This is a genomic window from Desulfovibrio legallii (genome assembly GCF_900102485.1).
In the GTDB taxonomy this organism is placed as follows: Bacteria; Desulfobacterota; Desulfovibrionia; order Desulfovibrionales; family Desulfovibrionaceae; genus Desulfovibrio; species Desulfovibrio legallii_A.
The window spans coordinates 34,894-53,165 of the sequence record NZ_FNBX01000003.1 but is presented as its reverse complement, the minus strand read 5'-3'; the positions used below and the strand labels follow the sequence as shown (position 1 = coordinate 53,165).

General features: G+C 64.6%; 17 protein-coding genes. 4 read left to right on the top strand and 13 right to left on the bottom strand.

All coding sequences use genetic code 11. The features are described from left to right. Positions 1–16: 16 nt before the first annotated feature. A complete protein-coding gene (locus tag BLS55_RS02520) occupies positions 17–988 on the top strand; it encodes a 2-hydroxyacid dehydrogenase (RefSeq protein ID WP_092152953.1) in 972 nt (323 codons plus the stop codon). 287 nt (positions 989–1,275) lie between these two features. Here the strand turns inward: BLS55_RS02520 and BLS55_RS02515 are convergent, their stop codons facing one another. From BLS55_RS02515 to BLS55_RS12060, 3 genes are all read right to left on the bottom strand, one after another. Continuing rightward, positions 1,276–1,863, bottom strand: coding sequence for a tetratricopeptide repeat protein (locus BLS55_RS02515; RefSeq protein ID WP_092152796.1), 588 nt, complete (start codon positions 1,861–1,863; stop codon positions 1,276–1,278). Continuing rightward, positions 1,860–2,897 carry a glycosyltransferase gene (locus BLS55_RS02510; RefSeq protein WP_092152952.1) on the bottom strand — a complete coding sequence of 346 codons (1,038 nt, stop codon included), beginning with the start codon at positions 2,895–2,897 and terminating at the stop codon, positions 1,860–1,862. Before BLS55_RS02510 ends, BLS55_RS02515 begins: the two co-directional genes overlap by 4 nt. 121 nt (positions 2,898–3,018) lie before the next feature. Next, on the bottom strand, positions 3,019–3,270 hold the full coding sequence (locus BLS55_RS12060) for a hypothetical protein (protein ID WP_180365377.1): 252 nt from the start codon (positions 3,268–3,270) through the stop codon (positions 3,019–3,021). Between the two features lie 70 nt (positions 3,271–3,340). On the opposite strand from BLS55_RS12060, the gene BLS55_RS02505 reads away from it, so the two are divergent. Together BLS55_RS02505 and BLS55_RS02500 are read left to right on the top strand one after the other, a co-directional pair. Then, a complete protein-coding gene (locus tag BLS55_RS02505) occupies positions 3,341–4,420 on the top strand; it encodes a glycosyltransferase family protein (protein ID WP_092152795.1) in 1,080 nt (359 codons plus the stop codon). A 458-nt stretch (positions 4,421–4,878) separates the two neighbouring features. After that, entirely contained in the window at positions 4,879–7,197 is a 2,319-nt protein-coding gene (locus tag BLS55_RS02500) for a methyl-accepting chemotaxis protein (RefSeq protein WP_092152794.1), read from the top strand. A gap of 3 nt (positions 7,198–7,200) precedes the next feature. Here the strand turns inward: BLS55_RS02500 and BLS55_RS02495 are convergent, their stop codons facing one another. Then, positions 7,201–8,199, bottom strand: coding sequence for a YheT family hydrolase (locus tag BLS55_RS02495; protein ID WP_092152793.1), 999 nt, complete (start codon positions 8,197–8,199; stop codon positions 7,201–7,203). Between the two features lie 58 nt (positions 8,200–8,257). On the opposite strand from BLS55_RS02495, the gene BLS55_RS02490 reads away from it, so the two are divergent. Further along, positions 8,258–9,535 carry a BaiN/RdsA family NAD(P)/FAD-dependent oxidoreductase gene (locus BLS55_RS02490; RefSeq protein WP_092152792.1) on the top strand — a complete coding sequence of 426 codons (1,278 nt, stop codon included), beginning with the start codon at positions 8,258–8,260 and terminating at the stop codon, positions 9,533–9,535. Positions 9,536–9,852: 317 nt separating this feature from the next. On the opposite strand, the gene BLS55_RS12055 is transcribed toward BLS55_RS02490, so the two are convergent. The 9 genes from BLS55_RS12055 to BLS55_RS02450 form a co-directional block, all read right to left on the bottom strand. Then, positions 9,853–10,023: a hypothetical protein gene (locus BLS55_RS12055; RefSeq protein WP_180365372.1), complete on the bottom strand. Its 171-nt coding sequence runs from the start codon at positions 10,021–10,023 to the stop codon at positions 9,853–9,855. A 10-nt stretch (positions 10,024–10,033) separates the two neighbouring features. Then, positions 10,034–11,188 carry a prohibitin family protein gene (locus tag BLS55_RS02485; protein WP_180365376.1) on the bottom strand — a complete coding sequence of 385 codons (1,155 nt, stop codon included), beginning with the start codon at positions 11,186–11,188 and terminating at the stop codon, positions 10,034–10,036. Between the two features lie 59 nt (positions 11,189–11,247). Next, complete coding sequence (locus BLS55_RS02480; RefSeq protein WP_092152790.1) at positions 11,248–11,727, bottom strand: hypothetical protein; 480 nt, start codon at positions 11,725–11,727, stop codon at positions 11,248–11,250. Then, positions 11,724–13,409, bottom strand: a complete 1,686-nt coding sequence (locus BLS55_RS02475) for an ATP-binding cassette domain-containing protein (RefSeq protein WP_092152789.1) — start codon at positions 13,407–13,409, stop codon at positions 11,724–11,726. Before BLS55_RS02475 ends, BLS55_RS02480 begins: the two co-directional genes overlap by 4 nt. 131 nt (positions 13,410–13,540) lie before the next feature. Beyond that, entirely contained in the window at positions 13,541–14,164 is a 624-nt protein-coding gene (locus tag BLS55_RS02470) for a YcjF family protein (protein WP_092152788.1), read from the bottom strand. Positions 14,165–14,185: 21 nt separating this feature from the next. Continuing rightward, entirely contained in the window at positions 14,186–15,331 is a 1,146-nt protein-coding gene (locus BLS55_RS02465) for an ABC transporter substrate binding protein (protein WP_092152787.1), read from the bottom strand. A gap of 236 nt (positions 15,332–15,567) precedes the next feature. Next, positions 15,568–16,308: a 4'-phosphopantetheinyl transferase family protein gene (locus BLS55_RS02460; RefSeq protein ID WP_092152786.1), complete on the bottom strand. Its 741-nt coding sequence runs from the start codon at positions 16,306–16,308 to the stop codon at positions 15,568–15,570. A 3-nt stretch (positions 16,309–16,311) separates the two neighbouring features. Continuing rightward, entirely contained in the window at positions 16,312–17,019 is a 708-nt protein-coding gene (locus BLS55_RS02455) for a thioesterase II family protein (RefSeq protein WP_092152785.1), read from the bottom strand. A gap of 15 nt (positions 17,020–17,034) precedes the next feature. After that, entirely contained in the window at positions 17,035–18,174 is a 1,140-nt protein-coding gene (locus BLS55_RS02450; protein WP_092152784.1) for a KamA family radical SAM protein, read from the bottom strand. Positions 18,175–18,272 lie beyond the last annotated feature (98 nt).

Below are 18,272 nucleotides of genomic sequence, written 5' to 3'. Positions count from 1 at the left end.
GGATTACGATCAGTTTATGTCTCAGCCCAATATTTATGTGGTCCGCGCCATCGTGCCGGAATCCGTGGCCCTGCTGCAAACCCGCTGCACGGTGGAGATAGGCCCCCTGGGCGGCCTTGACCATGCGGCCCTCTGCCGGGCCGTCAAAGGCCGGGACGGCATTATCGCCCCGGTGCTGCCCCTGGACGCGGAGGTTGTGGCGGCCCTGGCCCCCACCTGTAAAATCATCGCCTGTTACGGCGTAGGCTTTGACCATGTGGATGTGGCCGCCGCTACCCGCCACGGTATCTGGGTGACCCACAACCCCGGCCTGGTCACGGACGATACGGCCGACCTGGCCATGGCCCTTATGCTGGGCGTGGCCCGCCGCCTGCACGAGTGCGACGCCTTTGTGCGCAGCGGCCAGCAGCCCTGGGGCCTTTTGCTTAAAATCGGCCACAGGGTCAGCGGCAAAACCCTGGGCTTGGTGGGCAGCGGGCGCATCGCCCAGGCCGTGGCCCGGCGGGCCGCCGGCTTCGGCATGCGGCTGCTCTATACCGCTCATCGGCCCAAACCCGACTTTGAAGCGCAGACCGGCGCGCAATTCCTGGAAAAGGACGATCTTCTGGCCGCCGCGGACTTTATAAGCCTGCATGTGCCCCTCACTGCCGAAACCCGCCACTATATTGGAAAGCGCGAGCTGGAGCTCATGCCCCGGCACGCCATCCTCATCAATACGGCGCGCGGCCCGGTGGTGGATGAAGACGCCCTGGTTGCAGCGCTGAAAGAAGGCGGCATAGCCGGGGCCGGACTGGACGTGTTTGAATGCGAACCCCAGATCCATCCCGGTCTGCGCGATTTCCCCAACGTGCTGCTCACGCCGCACAAGGGCGCCACCACCATGGACGGCTTCATCAGCATGGGCAACAGCTGCGCGGAAAAAATCTTCGCCGCTCTGGAAGGCCGCGTGCCCCCGGACTGCCTGAACCCAGAGGCCCGGCAGGGCTGAGCGAAGCAAGGGCTTTTGGTGGGGAAAGGGGGCCGTTGCTCACAAAAGGGCCCCTTTCCCCTGCGCTGCCATCTCCTGCAAAAAATTTTTCCTTGTGAGGACGCCCTACGGCATTTCAATTTTGAAATGCCGTAGGGGGCTGCGCGGGCAGGCGCGCGCCGTGTAGGCGTAAGCGCAATTCATTTGCGCTGTTACGCGCCGGAACGAGCGTATCGTAAACCTTGAGAATGCCTGGTCTCAAAGGTTCTTTGCTCTGGCCGGGCGGCGCACGGCACCCCGGTCAGGGGTCAGGGCTCCGGCTGCCGCAGGCGGGCGCATTCTTCGGCCATTTGGCTCAGGGCGGCATTGCCTGGGGCCGCTTTGAGCCCGGCCCGGATGTGCCCCAGCGCGCGCACATATTCCCCGGCCTCCATCATGGCCTTGGCCATCATGCCGAAGATGGCCGTCTCATCCCGGTAAAAGCGCAGGGCTTCAGCAAAGCAGGCGTCCGCTTCCGAGGGCTTGCCTTCGGCCAGAAAGGCTTTGCCGTCTTTGAAACAGCGGTCCAGCTGCAGCTTGCGCTGCAGGGTCGCCTCATAGTCTTCCCGCTCTTTGGCCGCCTTTATGGCGTCCCGCACGGCGCGCAGCCTGCGGGCCAGGGCCTGTTCGTCCCCGGGTTGATAGGCCAGGGGTTCGGGCGCGTGGGCCTTCACGTCCGGGTCCGTCGCCAGGGTGGTGACGGCGGTGCGGATATCGCCGCGCAGGTCCGTGGGCGGCGTTTGCCCGTCCAAGGCCTCCAGGGCCGACAGAGCCAGATCCAGCGCGCGCTCCGGATCGCGGCGGGCACAGCTGGTTTTGACCCGTCCCAGGGTCAGGCGGATGTGGCTGATGTTCATGCGTCTCCTCGTTCCGTGGGGGGGAGGTTGCGTGTTCCGCCCTGGCCGTGCCGCCGCAGCAGCACGTCCATAAAGGCGCGCTCTTCTGCATTGAAGCCAAAGCTCAGGATATGGGCGCGGAATCGGGCGCTGACCGCGGCGGCGGCCTTATGCAGATCCCGTTGCAGCGCCTTGTATTCCGGCCGTTCCCGCAGGGTGACGCGGCCTGCGGCGTCCACGTCGTCCACGGCATAGCGGCGCAGGGGCTTGAGGGAGCGCAGGCCCGCCTCATAGAGCAGTTTGTTGAGCAGCAGGCGGCCCATGCCGAGATTGTCGCGCAGGACCAGCTCGCGGTGCAGGCGGCGCTTGTCTATGCCGCGCGCCGCATAAACGTCGGCTGCGTCGGCCTCCTCCCGCAGATTCTGAAAATAGTCCGGCCCCAGATAGTAGTATTGCGGCAGCCCGGCGCAACGCATGCGCAGGCCGTAATCGCCGTCTTCGCCGCCGTAGAGGCCGTATTCCTCGTTCCAGCGGCCCAGCTGTTCCGCAACGGCGCAGGGAATGAGGATGGCCTGACCCGGCAGGTTGTCCGCGCAGAGGCCCAGCTCCCCTTCAAGGGTGACCAGGCCGCCGGGCATTTTGCGCAGCATTTCTCGGTTGAAGGCTCCGCCCAGGGTGGAGGGCTGCCGCCCGTGCCGCCAGAGGGCCAGCAGATCCCGCAGCCAGTGCCGCCGGATGATGGCCGTATCGTTGTCCAGCTTCATGTACAGGGGGGCATCCACCAGCTCCCAGCCCACATTGGCGGCGCAGGCCACGCCCATATTGCGCGGCAGCAGGAAGAGGCGGTCGATGCGGCCTTCTTCCCGCCAGAGTTGCAGGCTGCGCACCAGATCGGGCTCACTGCCGTTGTCCACTACCGTAATGCAAAAGGGCACGTCCCGCGCCGTGCGGCCCAGCGCCTCTATGGCGGCCTGGGTAGCCGCCGGCCGGTTGAACACGGGGATGGTGACGTTGCAGACAAGCCCCGAAGAAGTTGCCGCGGTAAAAATGTCCATGGAAACGCCCTTTTGTATGCGGATATGGTAGAGAAGGGCGTGCGGGGCGTCAAGGCAGGCGTCGTCCCGCATCAGCGGCTGGCGATGTGATTGTGGGGGCGGCTGGCACACCCAGGGCGTTTCAGCCTTGGCGTTGCACATCAGGAAATTCCGCCAGTATGCGGTACGGCAGGCCTGTACTTCCTTCAAGGCGCAACGGAAACGTCCTGATCACAAAGGCTGCTGTCCCGGCGGTGGCACACAACATAGCAAGATTATAGACGTTCTCCACAAGAAAGGCGCTCGCCTTTGCAGGCGGCGGCATTGTGCTGGCCGCGCTGGCGCTTTTTACGCTGGCGGGCAAAAAGTCGGGAAAATCCCCGGCGGCCTTCAAGGCGCGTTGACGCCGGGCCGTGCCCGTTGGTAGGCTCTCCCGCGTCGCCGCGGGGCGACGAAGGAGCACTATGCGCGTACTTTACGGCATCCACGGCACCGGCCACGGCCACGCCATGCGCGGTCTTACCATTGCTCGCCGCCTGCAGCGGCACGAATTTCTGTTTGTGGCCAACGACGATGCGCCCAAGGTGCTTGAGCCGGAGTTTCAGGTGCGCCGCATCCCCAACCTGGGCACGGTCTTTAAAAATTACCGCGTGGATCTGACGGCCACGGTGCGCCGGGCGCTGCCCCTGCTCTGGCACCGGCAGCGGTATATTGCTCAGGTCACAAACATTATTGACGAATTCCGCCCGGACGTCTGCATGACGGACCTGGAATACTTTGTGCCTCGCGCTGCGGAACGCGCCGGCCTGCCCTGTCTGACCCTGGACCACCAGCACGTCATTACCTGTTGCCGCCACGATCTGCCAAGGGACATGTGGTGGGATGCCTGCATCCAGGGGCTTACGCCCCGGTATCTCTTCCGGCCCACGGCGGAGAATCTGATCATTTCCTTTTACGCCCCGTCGGTGCTGCCGCAGTACAAAGCCCGCATTGCGCCGCCCATCCTGCGGGAGAGCGTGCTGGCTCTGCGGCCCCACGATGCGGGGCATGTGCTGGTGTACCAGAGCAACTCCACCCACCGCGCGTTGGTGGATTTTCTGCGCACCGCCACGGACAGAACCTGCTACGTCTATGGCTACGACCGTACCGAAGGCCGGGAAGGCAATGTGGTGTTTATGCGCAAAAGCGAGGAGGGCTTCCTGCGTCTGCTGGAAGGCTGCGCCTACGTTATCCAGGGCGGCGGCCATACCCTTATGGGCGAGGCCCTGCACCTGGGCAAACCGATCCTGACCCTGCCCCTTAAGGCCATGGTTGAGCAACGCTTTAACGCCCTCTACATTGAGCGCCTGGGCTATGGCATGCAGGCGGACATGCTCAGCCTTACGCCAGACCTGCTGCGCCGTTTTGAGGCCCGGCTTCCCGCCTTCCGGGCCGCCATCGCCACAGGCCGCTTCTGCGGCAATGAAACCGTTTTCGGGCTGGTGGACCACTTTATCCGCAACGGCTCGCTCCCCCTTGCCGGGGAACCGCGCGTGCAGGAGTAGGCGGCCTTATCGCCGGGGCGGGCCTTCCAGGCGCAGGCCGCGCCGCAACGTGCGGCAGGGGGCAGCGCCGTCTTGCCGTCGACGGATTTTTCTGTCTGACCAGAGCAGATTCCCTCCGAGAACAGGCATGCGCAATGGTTACGGCACGCGTGTTTCGGCGCTTAACAGCGCAAATAACTTGCGCTTACGCCTCACGGCGAGCGTCTCTTGCGCAGCCGCTACGACATTTCAAAATTGAAATGTCCTATTGACAAATTATAGCCTTTTCTTTTTATATCGTGCTATACGGCGGGGAAATTTTTCCAGCAAGGCCCCTAAAGTTATTGGCCGCCATAACGATGTGTCCTTACAGAAGGCGCACGCTGACGCCGCGGCCCCCAAGCCGCACCCCTCGACAGCCTCTTCGCCTCCTGCCTCTGCCCGTTCCGGGCGCACCCTCCGACGACAGCGAGACCCTTATGCGACAGCTCCGCATCACAACCATCAGCGCCCTGGCCAGCACCCTTGCCCTTATCCTTGTTATCGGCGTGCTGGTGGCGTATGTGTCCAAGGCCTCTTACCATATGGTTTCCGATCTCCAGAGCGAGGCGCTGGAGCAGACCGCCACTATCGTTGCCCGCGCGGCGGAAAACGCTATCCAGCAATCGGTGGACGTGGCGTCCTCCCTGGCGGAACAGGAGGTAGTGCGCGCGGCTCTGCGCGGCGGTTCCGCAACGGCGGCGCAGGGGCTTATGGCCTCCTATGTGAAGGCCTTTCCGCAATACTGGTCGTTTTTTGTCTTTGACGCCAAAGGCAAAATCGTGGCCGGACAAAACGCCGAAGGCAAATCCCTGGCCGGGGGCGATCGCTTTGACCGCGACTACAGCAAGGCCATTTTCAGCGGCAAGCCCGTGGCCTTCAGCCGCGGCGTCATGAAGGCCACCTCCGGCGACACGCTCGTTTATGTGACCGCCAAAGCCGTGCGCGACGCTGACGGCGCTCTGCTGGGGGCCGTGGCCGTGTGCCCCCGCTGGAACGCCTTTACCGCTGATACGGTAGATCCCATCAAGCTCGGCAAGCGGGGTTACGGCTTTATGCTGGACGCTTCCGGCCGCATTATTGCCCACAGTACGGAAAAATCCCTGCTGCTCAAGGATCTTTCCGGCGAGGACTTCGTGCGCCAGGCGCTGCGCAAGGGCAAGGGCATTATCTACTATCCCTGGCAGGGCGAGGATAAATTTCTGTTTGTGGCCACAGTGCCCGCCACGAAATGGCTGGTGTGCATGAGCGCCTACGAAGCGGAGCTTGCGGCCCCGGCCGCGGCCCAGCGCAAGGTGCTGCTGCTGGTGGGCCTGGGGGCCATTGTGCTTATGACGCTGGTGCTGGGCGCGGTGAACCGGCGGCTGGTGTTTGCCCCTTTGCGCGCGCTGACGGAATTTGCCGACCGCATTGCCGCGGGCGACTTTAAAGCGCAGCTGGAAGGGCGCTTTCGGGCGGAAATGGCCGTCTTTGCCGACAACCTGCGCGCCATGGTGGAAGAGCTGAAAAAACGCCTGGGCTTCTCTCAGGGGGTGCTGGACGGCATCCCCACCCCTTGCGGCATCGTGGGGCCGGATTTCACCATGATCTGGGTCAACGCCCCCATGTGCGGCCTGCTGGAAAAGGACGGCCCTCCGGAGTCGTATCTGGGGCAGCGCTCCGGCGCGTTTTTCCGCAACGACGCAACGGCAAAGACCATCTCGGACAAAGCCATTGAGGGACGCAAGGCCCTGTCCGGAGAATTTGACTACACCACTCCTTCTGGGCACCAACTGCGCGTGGCTGTCAACACCACGCCCTTCTATGATCTGGACGGCACGCTGCTAGGGGCCATATCCTTCTGGACCGACCTGACGGAAATCTATTCCCAGAAGAACCGCATTGAGGCGCAGAATGTCGCCATTGCCCGCGCAGCCGCAGAGGCGCGGCAGGTGGTGGAGCGCATGGCCCAAGCCTCGCAGCAGCTTTCGGCCCAGATTGGCAAATCCAGTTCGGGCGCGCGCGAGCAGAGCCACCGCGTCCAGGATACGGCCGCCGCTGTGGAGGAGATGAACGCCACCATTCTGGAGGTGGCGCGCAATGCCGGGGCCACCTCCGAAAGCGCCGACGCGGTAAAGCAGAAGGCCCAGGACGGGGCCGACCTGGTGGCCTCCGTGACCGGGGCGGTGCAGGGCATCCGCGACGAATCCGGGCGGCTGACGGACATCATGCAGAATCTGGGGCAGCAGGCTCAGAGTATCGGGACCATTATGGGCGTAATTTCGGACATTGCCGACCAGACCAACCTGCTGGCCCTTAACGCGGCCATTGAAGCCGCCCGGGCTGGAGAAGCCGGACGCGGCTTTGCTGTGGTGGCCGACGAGGTGCGCAAACTGGCGGAAAAAACGGCCCATGCCACTACCGAAGTGCGCGAGGCCATCGGCGGCATCCAAAGCGGCACTGCTGATGCCGTGGCCCAGATGGAAAGCTCCGTGGCCCGCGTGACCGAGGCCACGGGCATGGCCCGGCATTCCGGCGAAGCCATGGAGGAAATTCTGCACCTGGTGGGCATGGCCGGGGATCAGGTCCATTCCATTGCAGCGGCGGCGGAGCAGCAGTCCGCCTCCTCTGAGGAAATCAACCGGGCCATCAGCGCCATCAGCGGCATCGCCACAGAAACGGATCAGGCCATGGCCCAGTGCGCCGCGGCTGTGAACGACCTGGCCCGCCAGGCGCAGGAGCTGGAAAAGCTCATCGCCGCCCTGCGGGCTGACGGGTAGCCTTCAGGGGCGTTCCGTCCACAGGCGGCGTACAAAATCCCGCGCCCGCGCCTCGCTGTAGTAGAGGGGGCCTTTTTGCACAAAGCCCACATGCCCGCCGTGGGGGGCTACCTCCAGGTAGAGGCTGGAGTTCTGCCGAGCGGTTTCCCACGGGTAGCACGAGGGCGCGCAGAAAGGGTCGTCCGCCGCCAGCAGCAGAAAGGTGGGCACGCGGATCTGCGGCAGGTCGGGCAGCACGGCGTTTTTCTCCCAGTAGTCCTGCGCCGAGGCAAAGCCGAAAGTGGGCGCGGTGAAGCGCTGGTCAAAGGCCGCAAAGGTGCGGATGCGCTCCAGCCCCTTCACAGAGGGGTAGCCGGGGAAGCGGGCCGCTTTTTCCCGCACCTTGCGGCGCAGGGTACGCAAAAAATACCACATGTACAGGCGGCAGGCCGGGCTGTCCATGACCGGGGCTGCGGCGGGCAGATCGCAGGGCACGGATACGGCCACGGCCAGACGCAAAAGGGGCGAAACCGGGCCGCGCCCCAGGTAGCGGCAGATCTGGTTGCCGCCCATGCTGAAGCCCGCCAGCAGAAGCGGACGGTCAAAACTTTCGGCATAGCGGACGACCGCGCCGAGGTCTTCAATTTCCCCCATATGGTACAGGCGGCTGGTGCTGTTGGACGCGCCGGAGCAGGAGCGCATGTTCCAGGCCAGGCAGTCAAAGCCTTCGGCCCGCAGCATATTGGCCATGCCGAGCACATATTTGCGGCGGCTGTTGCCCTCCAGCCCGTGCGAAAGGATGGCCAGGCCGCGCCCTTGGCCAAAGGGGCGCTCGCGGCCGTCCGGGCCCTGGGAGGGGTGAAGGTCAAGATCCAGAAAATCGCCGTCCGGAGTGTCCAGTCGCACGCGGCGAACCCCCGCCGCCAGGGGAGGATGCGGACGGAACAGCACGGGCCAGATGGTGTTGACGTGGCCGTTGCGCACAGGCGCGGGCGCCTGATAAGCGGAAGGGACAATGGGCATGAAGCAACCTCGGCAAGAGGGACTTGGCAGCGCGGGCGGCCTCGTATACCGTGGCCGCATGACTGTTTTTTCCCCCCATAGCCCCGGGCCGCACGGCCTGTCAAACCAGGAGCGGGAGCCGGAGCGCGAAACCGATTTGCTGGTAGTGGGCGGCGGGGCCGCCGGGCTCATGTGCGCGCGCGAGGCCGCCGGGCGCGGTCTGCGGGTGACGCTGCTGGAGCGGAACGCCGCGCCTGGGCGAAAGCTGGCCGTCTGCGGCGGCGGCAAGGCCAATTTCGGCAACCGGCGCGTCAGCCCTGCGGACTACCGCTGCGGCAACGGCGCGGAGGAGGGCGCTTTTTGCGTCCCGGCCCTGCGGGCCTTTACGCCGGAGCGTCTTTTGCGGCTGGTGCGCGGCTGGGGGCTGCCTTTTGAGGAACGCCATCACGGGCGGCTGTTCCTGAAGGTACCCGCCCAACGGCTGGTCGCCGCGCTGGCGGAAGACTGCCGGGCGCGGGGCTGCCGTCTGCTTTGCCGCACGCCGGTGAGCGACATTGCGGCAGGGCCGGGGGGATTTTTCGCAACCACGCCCGGGGGCGTCTGGCGGGCCCGGGCGCTGGCGTTGACGGCGGGCAGCCCGGCCGCGCCCAAGGTGGGGGGCTGCGGCCTGGGCTATGGCCTGGCGGCGGCGCTGGGGCACCGCGTTGTGCCGCCCCGTCCGGCCCTGACGCCGTTTTTGCTGGGGCCGGATTCTCCCTTGCCCGCGCTGGCTGGCCTGAGCCTGCCCGTGCGCCTGCGCCTGCCCGGAAGCCCCGGCCAGCAAGCGCGCAGCTTTGAAGACGACCTGCTCTGCACCCACACGGGCCTGAGCGGCCCGGCAGCGCTCAAGGCCTCGCTGTTCTGGGAGGCGGGGCAGGAAATTCTGCTGGATTTTTTGCCCCAGGCGCGGCTTGCGGATCTTTTTGATCAGCCCGGCGTCGGCGGACAGACCCCGCGCGGCCTGCTGCGCCGTTGTCTGCCCCAGCGGTTGGCGGATGCGCTGCTGCCGCCAGATGCGGCACGCCGTAAAATCGCCGAGCTTTCTCGCGCTGCGCGGCAGGCCCTTGTTGTTGCGGTGCACGCCCATACGGTGCGGCCCACGGGCCTGGCGGGCCTGAAGCAGGCCGAAGTCTGCGTCGGGGGCGTGGCGCTGGAGGGCCTTGCCCCGCAGACCCTGCAAAGCCGTCATCTGCCAGGGCTTTTTATGGCGGGCGAGGTGCTGGACGTCACCGGGCTGCTCGGCGGCTACAACCTGCACTGGGCCTGGGCCAGCGGCGCGCTGGCGGCAAACGCGGCGGCGCGGCTGCTGCGGCCCTGATGCGGCGTGCACGTCGCATTTGCCGTATGAAAGCATGCGGTTAGCGTTATTGATGCGCCAGGACAACCCAGGCCGCCCGCCTGGCTCTGGGAAGACGCGAAAAATTCTGACCCTACCGCGTATGTTCCCTTCCGCGTGGTTCCTCCCGGTCTGCGCGGAACGCGGCCTTCAGACTCTGGTGGAATTTTTAGGGCATTTTAACTTTGAAATGCCCTGGCGGCTGCGTGAGAGACGCCCGCTGTGGAGGCGTAAGCGCAATTTATTTGCGCTGTTAAGCGCCGAAACGAGCGTGCTGTAAACTTTGAGAACGCAGATTCTCAAAGTTTACCTGCTCTAGGACCGGAAGCCGCAATGACCAGCAGCAGACCCACCAAGGGCGTGAGCAGCAGGCTGGCAAAAAATATGCCCCAGAAGCCCAGCCGGGAATTGCTGCCCAGCAGGCCCAGCAGCAGACTCAGCACCAAGACGATAAGCACGATCAGATACACGGGGGCCTCCTTACTGTCGCACGGCGTCCGTAGCGCGGGGCCGCAGCAGGGTGTTGTCCAGCCGGTGGATAAAGTCCGTGAGGCTTTCGCCGGGGGCTATCCAGCTCAGACCGCCGGACTGCGGCGGAAGGCCCGTTGGCGCGGCTTGGGGCAGGGGCGGCAGTGAACGCGGGCCGGTCGGCGCGGCGGCCTGGGGCCTGTCAGAAACAGGCCGGGACAAGTCCGAGCGTGGAGATCCCGCCCCCGCAGCGCCCGGCTGGACGCCCTTGCGCTCCGCGGGGAGCGCCAATGGAGAAGGCGCGCCTGCCGTTTTTTCCTGCGCGGAGGGGGCCGCCTGGGGGGCTTCTTGCGGCGTTGCGGCGGCAGCGCCGGCCCCGCCGGGCGTCTCTGTGTTGAGAATGACGGGCAGGCCGTCCTTGCCGCCGATTACCACTATCTTGGCGTTGGTGGAGAGCGCCAAGTCTCTGGTGGCCCGGATGCCCTCATAGCGCAGGAATTCCGGGGTCATATTCCGGTTGATCAGCTCCTGATAGGCGCGGATGCCTTCGCCTTCAATGGCTTTGCGTTTGGCTTCCTGCGCGGCCTCCAGCAGCAGATATTTATAGCGCAGGTAGTCCTGTTCCGCCACCAGCTTGCGCTCAATGGCCTGACGCAGCACCTCTGGCAGGGTAATGCTTTTGACCACAAAACCCTGGATGAGAATGGGAATGCGCCCCATTTCCTCCACGGCGTCTACCAGCATCTGGTCCTGCAGCTGCTGGCGGGCGGTGGCGTAGAGGTCATCGGGCCGATAGCTGCCGATGGTCTGGCGCACGGACGAGTTCATGATGGGGATGACCACTTTTTCGCGGTAGCGGGGACCGATGTCCTGATGCAGCGTGGGCAGCCGGGCGCGGATAAGCTGAAAGCGCAGGGAAGCCTGCACATTAATGGTCAGGCCGTCCAGGGTAAGCACTTCTATGTTTTGCGTTTCCTCCTGCACGCGCACGTCGTAAACATACAGGATGTTCCAGGGAAGAATAAAGTGCAGACCTTCTCCATATGTTCTGTTCATCTGCGTGCCGCCGCTGAAGCGGGAATACAGCACCCCCAGTTCGCCCGGCCGGATGGAAATGACCATGCGCGGCCAGAGAAAAAAGAACACAAGAAGCAGTACGAAACCCACGCAAAGAATTTTTATCCGATGGCGGCGCGCCGCGTTTCGGATACTGGCACAAAGATTCTTCATTGGTCCAACCGGTAGGTTTGTTGCGTGTATTGCGCCGAACCGCGCCAGAAAACGTCCAGCGTATGGTCAATGCACTGCCGCTCAAACAGAATGCAGCGTTCTTTGTCGTTTTGGGTCTGGCCCATGCAGAGATTGTATTGGATGGGGCACATGCCCACATGCTGCACGAATTTCCCCAGGTCTGGCCGGGAATGGATGCTCATGCGCGCCAGATAGATAATGCGTTTTATATAGGCATTGTTACAGATCTGAATGCGCTGTCCGTAATCATGGTTACGTTCATAGCACTGCAGCCGGTCAACAATGGCCTGGGTGTTTTCGCTGGCGTTGATCTCCGAGGCCCGGGTTTTGCGCACCTCCTCATACAGGTTGCGCACCACCTGAAGGTTGGTCGCTTCTGCAATATCTCTGGCCGGCGCTGTCAGGGCAAGGCCCAGGCAGCAGACCATCGCCGCAAGGCTCAACAGCGCCCTCATGCCGTCCCCTCCGGCAGGGCCGCCGGCTCCGCAACAAAACGGCCTTCGCTCATGGTCAGTACCCTGTCCGCCACATGGAAGTAGCGGTCGTCGTGCGAGATGGCCAGCACCGTGCCGCCACGGCGGATCAGGTCGGGCAGCAGTTCTTCATAAAAATACTTGCGGAAGCCAGGGTCAAAATCCGCGGCCACCTCGTCAAATAGAAACACTTCGCGTCCTTCCGCCAGGGCGCAGGCCAGGGCCAGACGCTTGCGCTGCCCGGCGGAAAGATCCAGGGTGGAAAAGGCGCCGTCCGCAAGCAGGCGCACCTTGTTCTCCAGCCGCACGGCGCGCAGTGCCGCGGTAAAGCGCGTGACGTCGTTTCCCAGGCCCAGCGGCCGTGCAAACAGATGATATTCCGTCGGCAGCACGGTAAACAGGTTGCGGTAGGCCGCCATATCCACATCCGCAAGCGGGATTCCATTCAGGAGTATTTTTCCGTCCTGGGACGCATAGAGCCCGGCCAGCACCTTGAGGAAAGTGGATTTGCCCGAGCCGTTGCCGCCGCGGATAAAAACCATTTCGCCCCGCCGCAGGCTGAAATCTTCCGCCACAATGCCGAAAAGACGCGCGCCGTGCCTATCATGGTAGTCAAAGCGCACCTGGTGCAGGGACAGGCTGTGAAAAGGGGGCGTCGCCGGGTCCGGCTGCTGCCAGCGCGCGCTGACGCCCTGGGCTTCAAAGGGTTCGGCGGCGGCGTCCACCATGGCTTCCACCTCGGCCAGTTCGCGCAGGCTCAGCTCCACCTTGGTCAGCAGCGGCACAAAGGTCACCAGGCTCATGAGCGGGCTCAGGCTGAACATGCAGAGCACCAGCAGGGTGGCCGCATCGTCGGAAGAAAGCCCCAGAATGCCGGGCATAAGAAAAAGAACCAGCCCAAGAATGAGGAGGTTGAACATAGCAAAGAACGAAATGCCCAAAGCGTGGCGGCGCTCCGTGGCGTCCCGGGCCCGTGAGGCTTTGTCCAGATCGGGGATGATCTGTTCGCCGAACAGCTCCGTGGTCTTGGGCTTGTGCATCTTGAGCTGGGAAAAACCGGCGTACAGATCGCGCAGGCTGGCGCTGAAGCGCTGGTCCGCCCGCAGCGCCGGGCCCATATGTTCCTGCACGCTGCGGATCAGGCGCAAAAAAATCCACAGCCCCAGCCCCAGGATCAGAAAAACGCCCACAGTGCCGGACAGGGAAACCGTGCCCATTTTCAAAAAAGCCAGAACCAGCATGACGGTGTTGGCCGCGGCGGCCGTAAGCATGCGGGCGGCTTCCACCACCATTTCGCGTCCGTCCAGCAGGGCGGCCTGGATGCGGTTCTGGTCCAGCGCCTCGTAACCGGGCAGGGATATGCCGCGCAGCTTGGAGGCGATGCGCATGCGCCAGCGCATGACGCCGCGCAACGCCAACTGGGCGGAGCGCCCCGTGATGTAGCGGAACAGAAAATAAAAGCCGCCCAAAGCCGCAAGAAACCCCAAAAACGTGTGCAGGCGCAAACCGTCGTCGGAAAGCTCCTGCAGCCCTTGCAGCACTGCAAAAACGGCCAGCCCCTGCATGACGCCGGAGGCGAGGCAGGCGGCCGTCAGCCTGCCGCCTTCATCCCCGGCCTGGTCCCGAACCAGTTTCAGAAAAAGCGAGTCGTTCACATGCAGCATGGGGGGCCTTGTTCAGATAACAGTGTCGCAGGGCGCGGCACCTCGCCCCCTGCGGCGCGTCCGCAAGGGGAAAGCGCGCCGCGGGCCGCGGTTCGCGCTGGGCAAAGGCGGCATTGCGCGGGGGCTTTGCGTTAAGCGTTGGCCGCGTCCCCGGGCTTTTGGGCCGTGGTCTCCACGGTGGCTTCCGCCACCGGGCCAGCCGCGCCCTCCGGAGCTTTTTTAAACTTTTTCTTCATGGCGCCCACCATGCTTTTGCCTTCTTCCACCTTGTCCTTAAAGTAGGTTTTGGCTTCTTCAGCGTTAAAGTCCACCAGGTTGCCGCCCTTGCGGAAGTGGCGGTCGAAAACCCGGCCCAGAGCGTAGGTGGTGGCCCCGCCCAGAATGCTGATGGAAGCCGCGCCTGCGGTATAGCCCACCACGGGGATGCTCTTGAACAGTGAAGCCGCCAGGGGCACGCAGGCCGTGGTCAGCACGCCGCTCAGCAGGGAAGAAATGATGGACTTGGCGCGTTCCTTTTTGAATTCCAGGCCATAGGCCTTGGTCAGGGCGTGGACCATCTCCAGCTGCAGGGCGGTAAGCCCCAGAAAATCCACCAGCGGCACGGGCACAAAACCGATGCCTATGGCGCCGTATACCCGTTTGCGGATGAGAGCGTCCACGGCTTCCTGCGTGGGCGGCGCGCCGGCGGCGTTTTCCGCCGAAGGGGCGGACTGTTCTTCCGTGCCGTCAATCTTGGATTCCTGTTCTGTCGTCATGGGCAACCTCGTTTGGTTGGTTCATGGGTATGGCAGGGCTGGCGCGGCGTCGACGCCCGCCAGAGTGGCGTCAAAAAGTTCGTCGGCGGAGATAAGCAGCAGCAAAGGCAAATCCAGGCCCAGCCGGTTGGCCGTAACCAGGTTCAGCGCAATTTTCGGCGTGTAGGCCGCCGCTTCCAGCGGGGCGTCAGGCGGCAGCAGGCCCAGTTGCGCGGCCAGCTGGTCCGCATAAAATCTCCCCAGGGGCGCGTAATCCAGGGTGGAAAGCCCCATGAGCGCGCCGCGCCGCACATGCACGCTGCCGTCCCGTGCAAAGGTTTTCACCCCCCTGGCCGCCAGCAGATCAAACAGGGGTTGCGGGTCGGCCTGGGTCCAGTCAAAACAGTTGAGGGCAGAAATGTAGAAGGCGTCCACGTTTTCCTGCAGCAGCCTGCGGACGCCGCGCGCGCAGGCTTCCGGGCTTTCCGCCTTGTCCAGCAAGGGATATTCCACCAGGCTGAAGCCCCGCTCGCGCGCTACCTCGCGGGCTTCGCGCACGTTGGAATAGGAAAGGCCCTCTGGGCTGTCGTGGTACATAATGCCCAGTTTGTGAAAGGGCAGAGCTTCGTGGAACAGGGCGAAAACCTTGAACCATTTATCTTTGATATAGCGGATGGCAAGATTTTTTGCGCCCTTGCCGGTTTCAGGGTCCACAATGCCCGCACCCGCAGGGTCCGCCACGTCCACAGCCATAATGGGCGTTGCGCCGTTGTTTTCCGCCAGCAGGGCCTTGGTGGCCTCGGTGCCCATGCTGATGACGGCGTCCACCTGGGGATTCTGCATAATCTTGCGGGCCGCCTCGCGGTAAGCCCCTTGCGGGGCGTCCCAGCCGGGGCTGAAGCGCAGGACGGCGGGAAAATCAAAATGCCCCAGCAGGCCGCGAGCCTGCAGGGCGGAGCGGATTTCTTTTTCCAGCAGCGCAAATTCCCAGTAGGGTCCGGCTTCGAAATAGGCAATGGTCTTGAGCCCGGCCGGCCCGGCTGACGGCGCAACGGCCGCCGCATATTCGGCCCAGGCGCTGTCCCGGCCGCAAAGCGCGCCGCCCAGCAGCGCGGCGCAGCAGAGCAGAGCGGTGCACAGCAGGCGTGCGGCCCCCAGCATGCCAAAAATTTTGCGCCGGCTGCTCATAGTGTCTTTGCGGTCCCTCCGCACGGCGGTTGGGGCGTGCGGGGCGCTTTGCCCCCTGCCTTCCCCGACGCCCCCTGGCCTGTTCGGCAAGCCGCGCCCTCTCCGGCTGGTTTGCTCCTGCCGCGTCCGCAGCCCGAAAGATCGGGACGCGGATGCCGCGCCGGATGCATCTTGCACCACAATAACAAAAGCAAAGCGGCGGCGTCCACAGGAATTTTGGGGCGGGCCGCCGTCGCTCAACAATGGTGGACATGCACGGCCGCTTTCGGCGTCATGGCCGCCACGGCGCAGGCGTAGCCGGGGGGTGCGGGCAGGTCGCGGCAGGTCCAGCGGGGCGGCCCGGCGTCCGGCGCGGGATTAAAGGCCGCTGCAGCTCGCGGCAAGAAAAGCAGCCAGTCCGCTTCCGCTTCTCCCACATCCGTCTGAAAGTCCGCCAAGGGCAGAAAAAGCCCCGTGCCCAGGGCTTTGAGCACGGCCTCTTTGCGCGTCCAGCACCGGTAAAAGGCGGCCTGGCGGAGGGCCGGGGGCAGGGCGCGCAATTGCGCGTTTTCTTCCGGATGCAGTTGCGCCGCAAGGTCGTCAAGATCCGGCAGGGGGCGTATTTCTTCCACGTCGACGCCTACGGGGGCCTGGCGGCAAAAGGCCGCCCAAACCATGTGCCCCGCATGACTAAGGGAAAATTCCAGCCCGACGTCCGGGCAGAAGGGCTTGCCCTGCGCCGTGCGCGGCAGGGGCGCTGTCAGCCGTCGGCCAAGGGCCGCGCCCAGCATGCGCCGCGTCAGCACCCTGCCCGCCAGGTGGCGCGCCGCGTCCCAGGGCTGCACAAAGCGGTCGGCGGCGCGGTTTTCTTCCTCCGCCGCCAGGGGGGCGCAGGCTGCAATCCAGTCTGCCGGGTCGTCCAGATAAAGCCCCAGGCACAACACGCCGCGCACGGGCGGGGCCGGCAGGGGGGCCGTCAAAAAATCCCACGCCCGCACGGCTTATTCCACCCCCAGGGCGCGGGCCATATGTCCGGCCAGGGCCGTCCAGTGCTCCCGCAGATAAAAATGTCCGCCCGGAAAGCTGTAAACCCGGCAAGGGCCGCTGGTCAGGGGCGCCCAGGCCAGGGCGTCTTCCCGCGTGATCCTGTCCTCCGTGCCGAGGAACACGGTGATGGGCGCTTCAAGGCGCATGCCGGGCGTCTGCCGCCAGTTTTCCAGGGCCGCAAAATCGGCGCGGAGCACCGGCTCCAGATACTGGCGAAAGGCCGCAGAGGCGGTCACCTCCGGCGGCGTGCCGCCCATGGCCAGCAGCCATTCCCAAAGAAGCGCGGAGGGCAGGGCGGCCACGGGGCGGGGCAGGCTGACGTCCCCTCGGCCCGGCGCGGCCGCGGCAGAAAGAAACAGCCCCAGGGGCGGGGGCAGCCCAGCCGCAACGGCCCGCCCGGCGCAAAGATAGGCCAGCAGCCCGCCCATGCTGTGCCCGAACAGGGCATAGGGCCCCTGGCGAGCCACGGGCGCCATGCGGGTAAAAAGGTCGCTGGCCATAGCCTCCAGATCGCTGCACAGGGGTTCGCGCGCGCGGCGGCCACGCCCTGGCGGCTCCAGGGGGCGCAGGTCCACGGCGGCGGGCAGGCAAGGGCCCAAAGGCGCATAGCAGTGCGCGCCGCCCCCGGCGTGAGGAAAGCAGAACAGCGTGATGTCCGTCATGGGGCTGGGCGTCCGTCAGTCAAAATCCACCCACCCCAGGGCGTCGTCCAGGGGCAGCAGCAGCATGCGCGAGGCTTGCTCCGCGTGGCCGCTGCGGGCGTGGAGCTGCTTGAGAATGAGCGTATCCCCGTCTCTGCCGCAGATTTCCAGTTTGCCGATGTCGTGACCGATGATGTATTTAAAGCGTTTGCCGTAGCCGCTGAGCATGGCCCTGGCCTGGTCCACCAGGGCGACGCCTTCTTTGAGCGGCAGTTGAAAATGGTGCCGCACGCGCGCCACGGGCATGCACTGGTAGACATAATAAGGGTTGACGCCGATGGCGAGCAGGCCGTTCATGAGCTCCGCCAGCGTGTCCGCGCTGTCGTTGACGCCGCGCAGCAGCACGGCCTGATTGTTGACGACGGCCCCGCACAGCCGGATGCGCTCAATGGCCGCCGCTGAGGTGGGGGTGATTTCGCGCGGGTGGTTGTAGTGGGTAGCGATATACAGCCCCTTGCGCGCGGCAAAGCGGCGCAGGGCGTCCGTCAGGCTTTGGTCAAAAAGCCGCAGGGGATAGGTGACGGGCACGCGTGTGCCGATGCGTGCAAAGGCCACATGGTCCAGGCTTGCCAGACCCTCCAGCATGGTTTCCAGAACGGGGGTGTCCAGGGTCAGCGGGTCGCCGCCGGAGAGAATGACATTGTTGATCTCTTTGTGCGCGGCTATATAGTCGAGGGCTCCGGCAAACTGGCGCAGGGTTTCGCGGGGGGAATGCCCCACCATGCGCCGCCGGAAGCAGTGGCGGCAGTGCATGGCGCAACGCTCTGTGGTGATCAGCAGGGCGGTGCAGTCGTATTTGTGCAGCACGCCGTTGCCTTTGTCGTGCTTGTCGTCGCCGTAGGGGTCTGTGGTGGTGGCGCCCATGGCCCCGGCCACCACCAGCTCGTCAGCGCTGGGAAAGCACATCCGGCGGATGGGGTCGCGGGGGTCATCAAAATTGATCAGGCTTAGGTAGTAGCGCGGAATGTTTATGGGATGCAGCGCGGCCACCTGGCGCAGGGCCGCTTCCTCATCCGGATCAAAGGCGACGTAGGCTTTGAGCTGATCCACGCTGCGCACGTTGTTGGTCAGTTCTTTTTTCCAATCCAGATTTTTCCAGCAGGGCGCCTGGGACATGGCATGGCCTCGCTCACGGCATAGTAGAACACGGTTCAGAAAGGGAGCATGGGCCGACGGAGGGGGCGACGGCGCCCAATCTTTTAGCGGGTAAGGCA

What these genes read in the sequence shown, in the direction of transcription:
- BLS55_RS02510 (WP_092152952.1), bottom strand. Translation starts at nt 2,897, where the DNA reads ATGGACATTTTTACCGCGGCAACTTCTTCGGGGCTTGTCTGCAACGTC.
- BLS55_RS02465 (WP_092152787.1), bottom strand. Translation starts at nt 15,331, where the DNA reads ATGAGCAGCCGGCGCAAAATTTTTGGCATGCTGGGGGCCGCACGCCTG.
- BLS55_RS02490 (WP_092152792.1), top strand. Translation starts at nt 8,258, where the DNA reads ATGACTGTTTTTTCCCCCCATAGCCCCGGGCCGCACGGCCTGTCAAAC.
- BLS55_RS02495 (WP_092152793.1), bottom strand. Translation starts at nt 8,199, where the DNA reads ATGCCCATTGTCCCTTCCGCTTATCAGGCGCCCGCGCCTGTGCGCAAC.
- BLS55_RS02515 (WP_092152796.1), bottom strand. Translation starts at nt 1,863, where the DNA reads ATGAACATCAGCCACATCCGCCTGACCCTGGGACGGGTCAAAACCAGC.
- BLS55_RS02500 (WP_092152794.1), top strand. Translation starts at nt 4,879, where the DNA reads ATGCGACAGCTCCGCATCACAACCATCAGCGCCCTGGCCAGCACCCTT.
- BLS55_RS02475 (WP_092152789.1), bottom strand. Translation starts at nt 13,409, where the DNA reads ATGCTGCATGTGAACGACTCGCTTTTTCTGAAACTGGTTCGGGACCAG.
- BLS55_RS02455 (WP_092152785.1), bottom strand. Translation starts at nt 17,019, where the DNA reads ATGACGGACATCACGCTGTTCTGCTTTCCTCACGCCGGGGGCGGCGCG.
- BLS55_RS02450 (WP_092152784.1), bottom strand. Translation starts at nt 18,174, where the DNA reads ATGTCCCAGGCGCCCTGCTGGAAAAATCTGGATTGGAAAAAAGAACTG.
- BLS55_RS02505 (WP_092152795.1), top strand. Translation starts at nt 3,341, where the DNA reads ATGCGCGTACTTTACGGCATCCACGGCACCGGCCACGGCCACGCCATG.
- BLS55_RS02480 (WP_092152790.1), bottom strand. Translation starts at nt 11,727, where the DNA reads ATGAGGGCGCTGTTGAGCCTTGCGGCGATGGTCTGCTGCCTGGGCCTT.
- BLS55_RS02520 (WP_092152953.1), top strand. Translation starts at nt 17, where the DNA reads ATGTCTCAGCCCAATATTTATGTGGTCCGCGCCATCGTGCCGGAATCC.
- BLS55_RS02470 (WP_092152788.1), bottom strand. Translation starts at nt 14,164, where the DNA reads ATGACGACAGAACAGGAATCCAAGATTGACGGCACGGAAGAACAGTCC.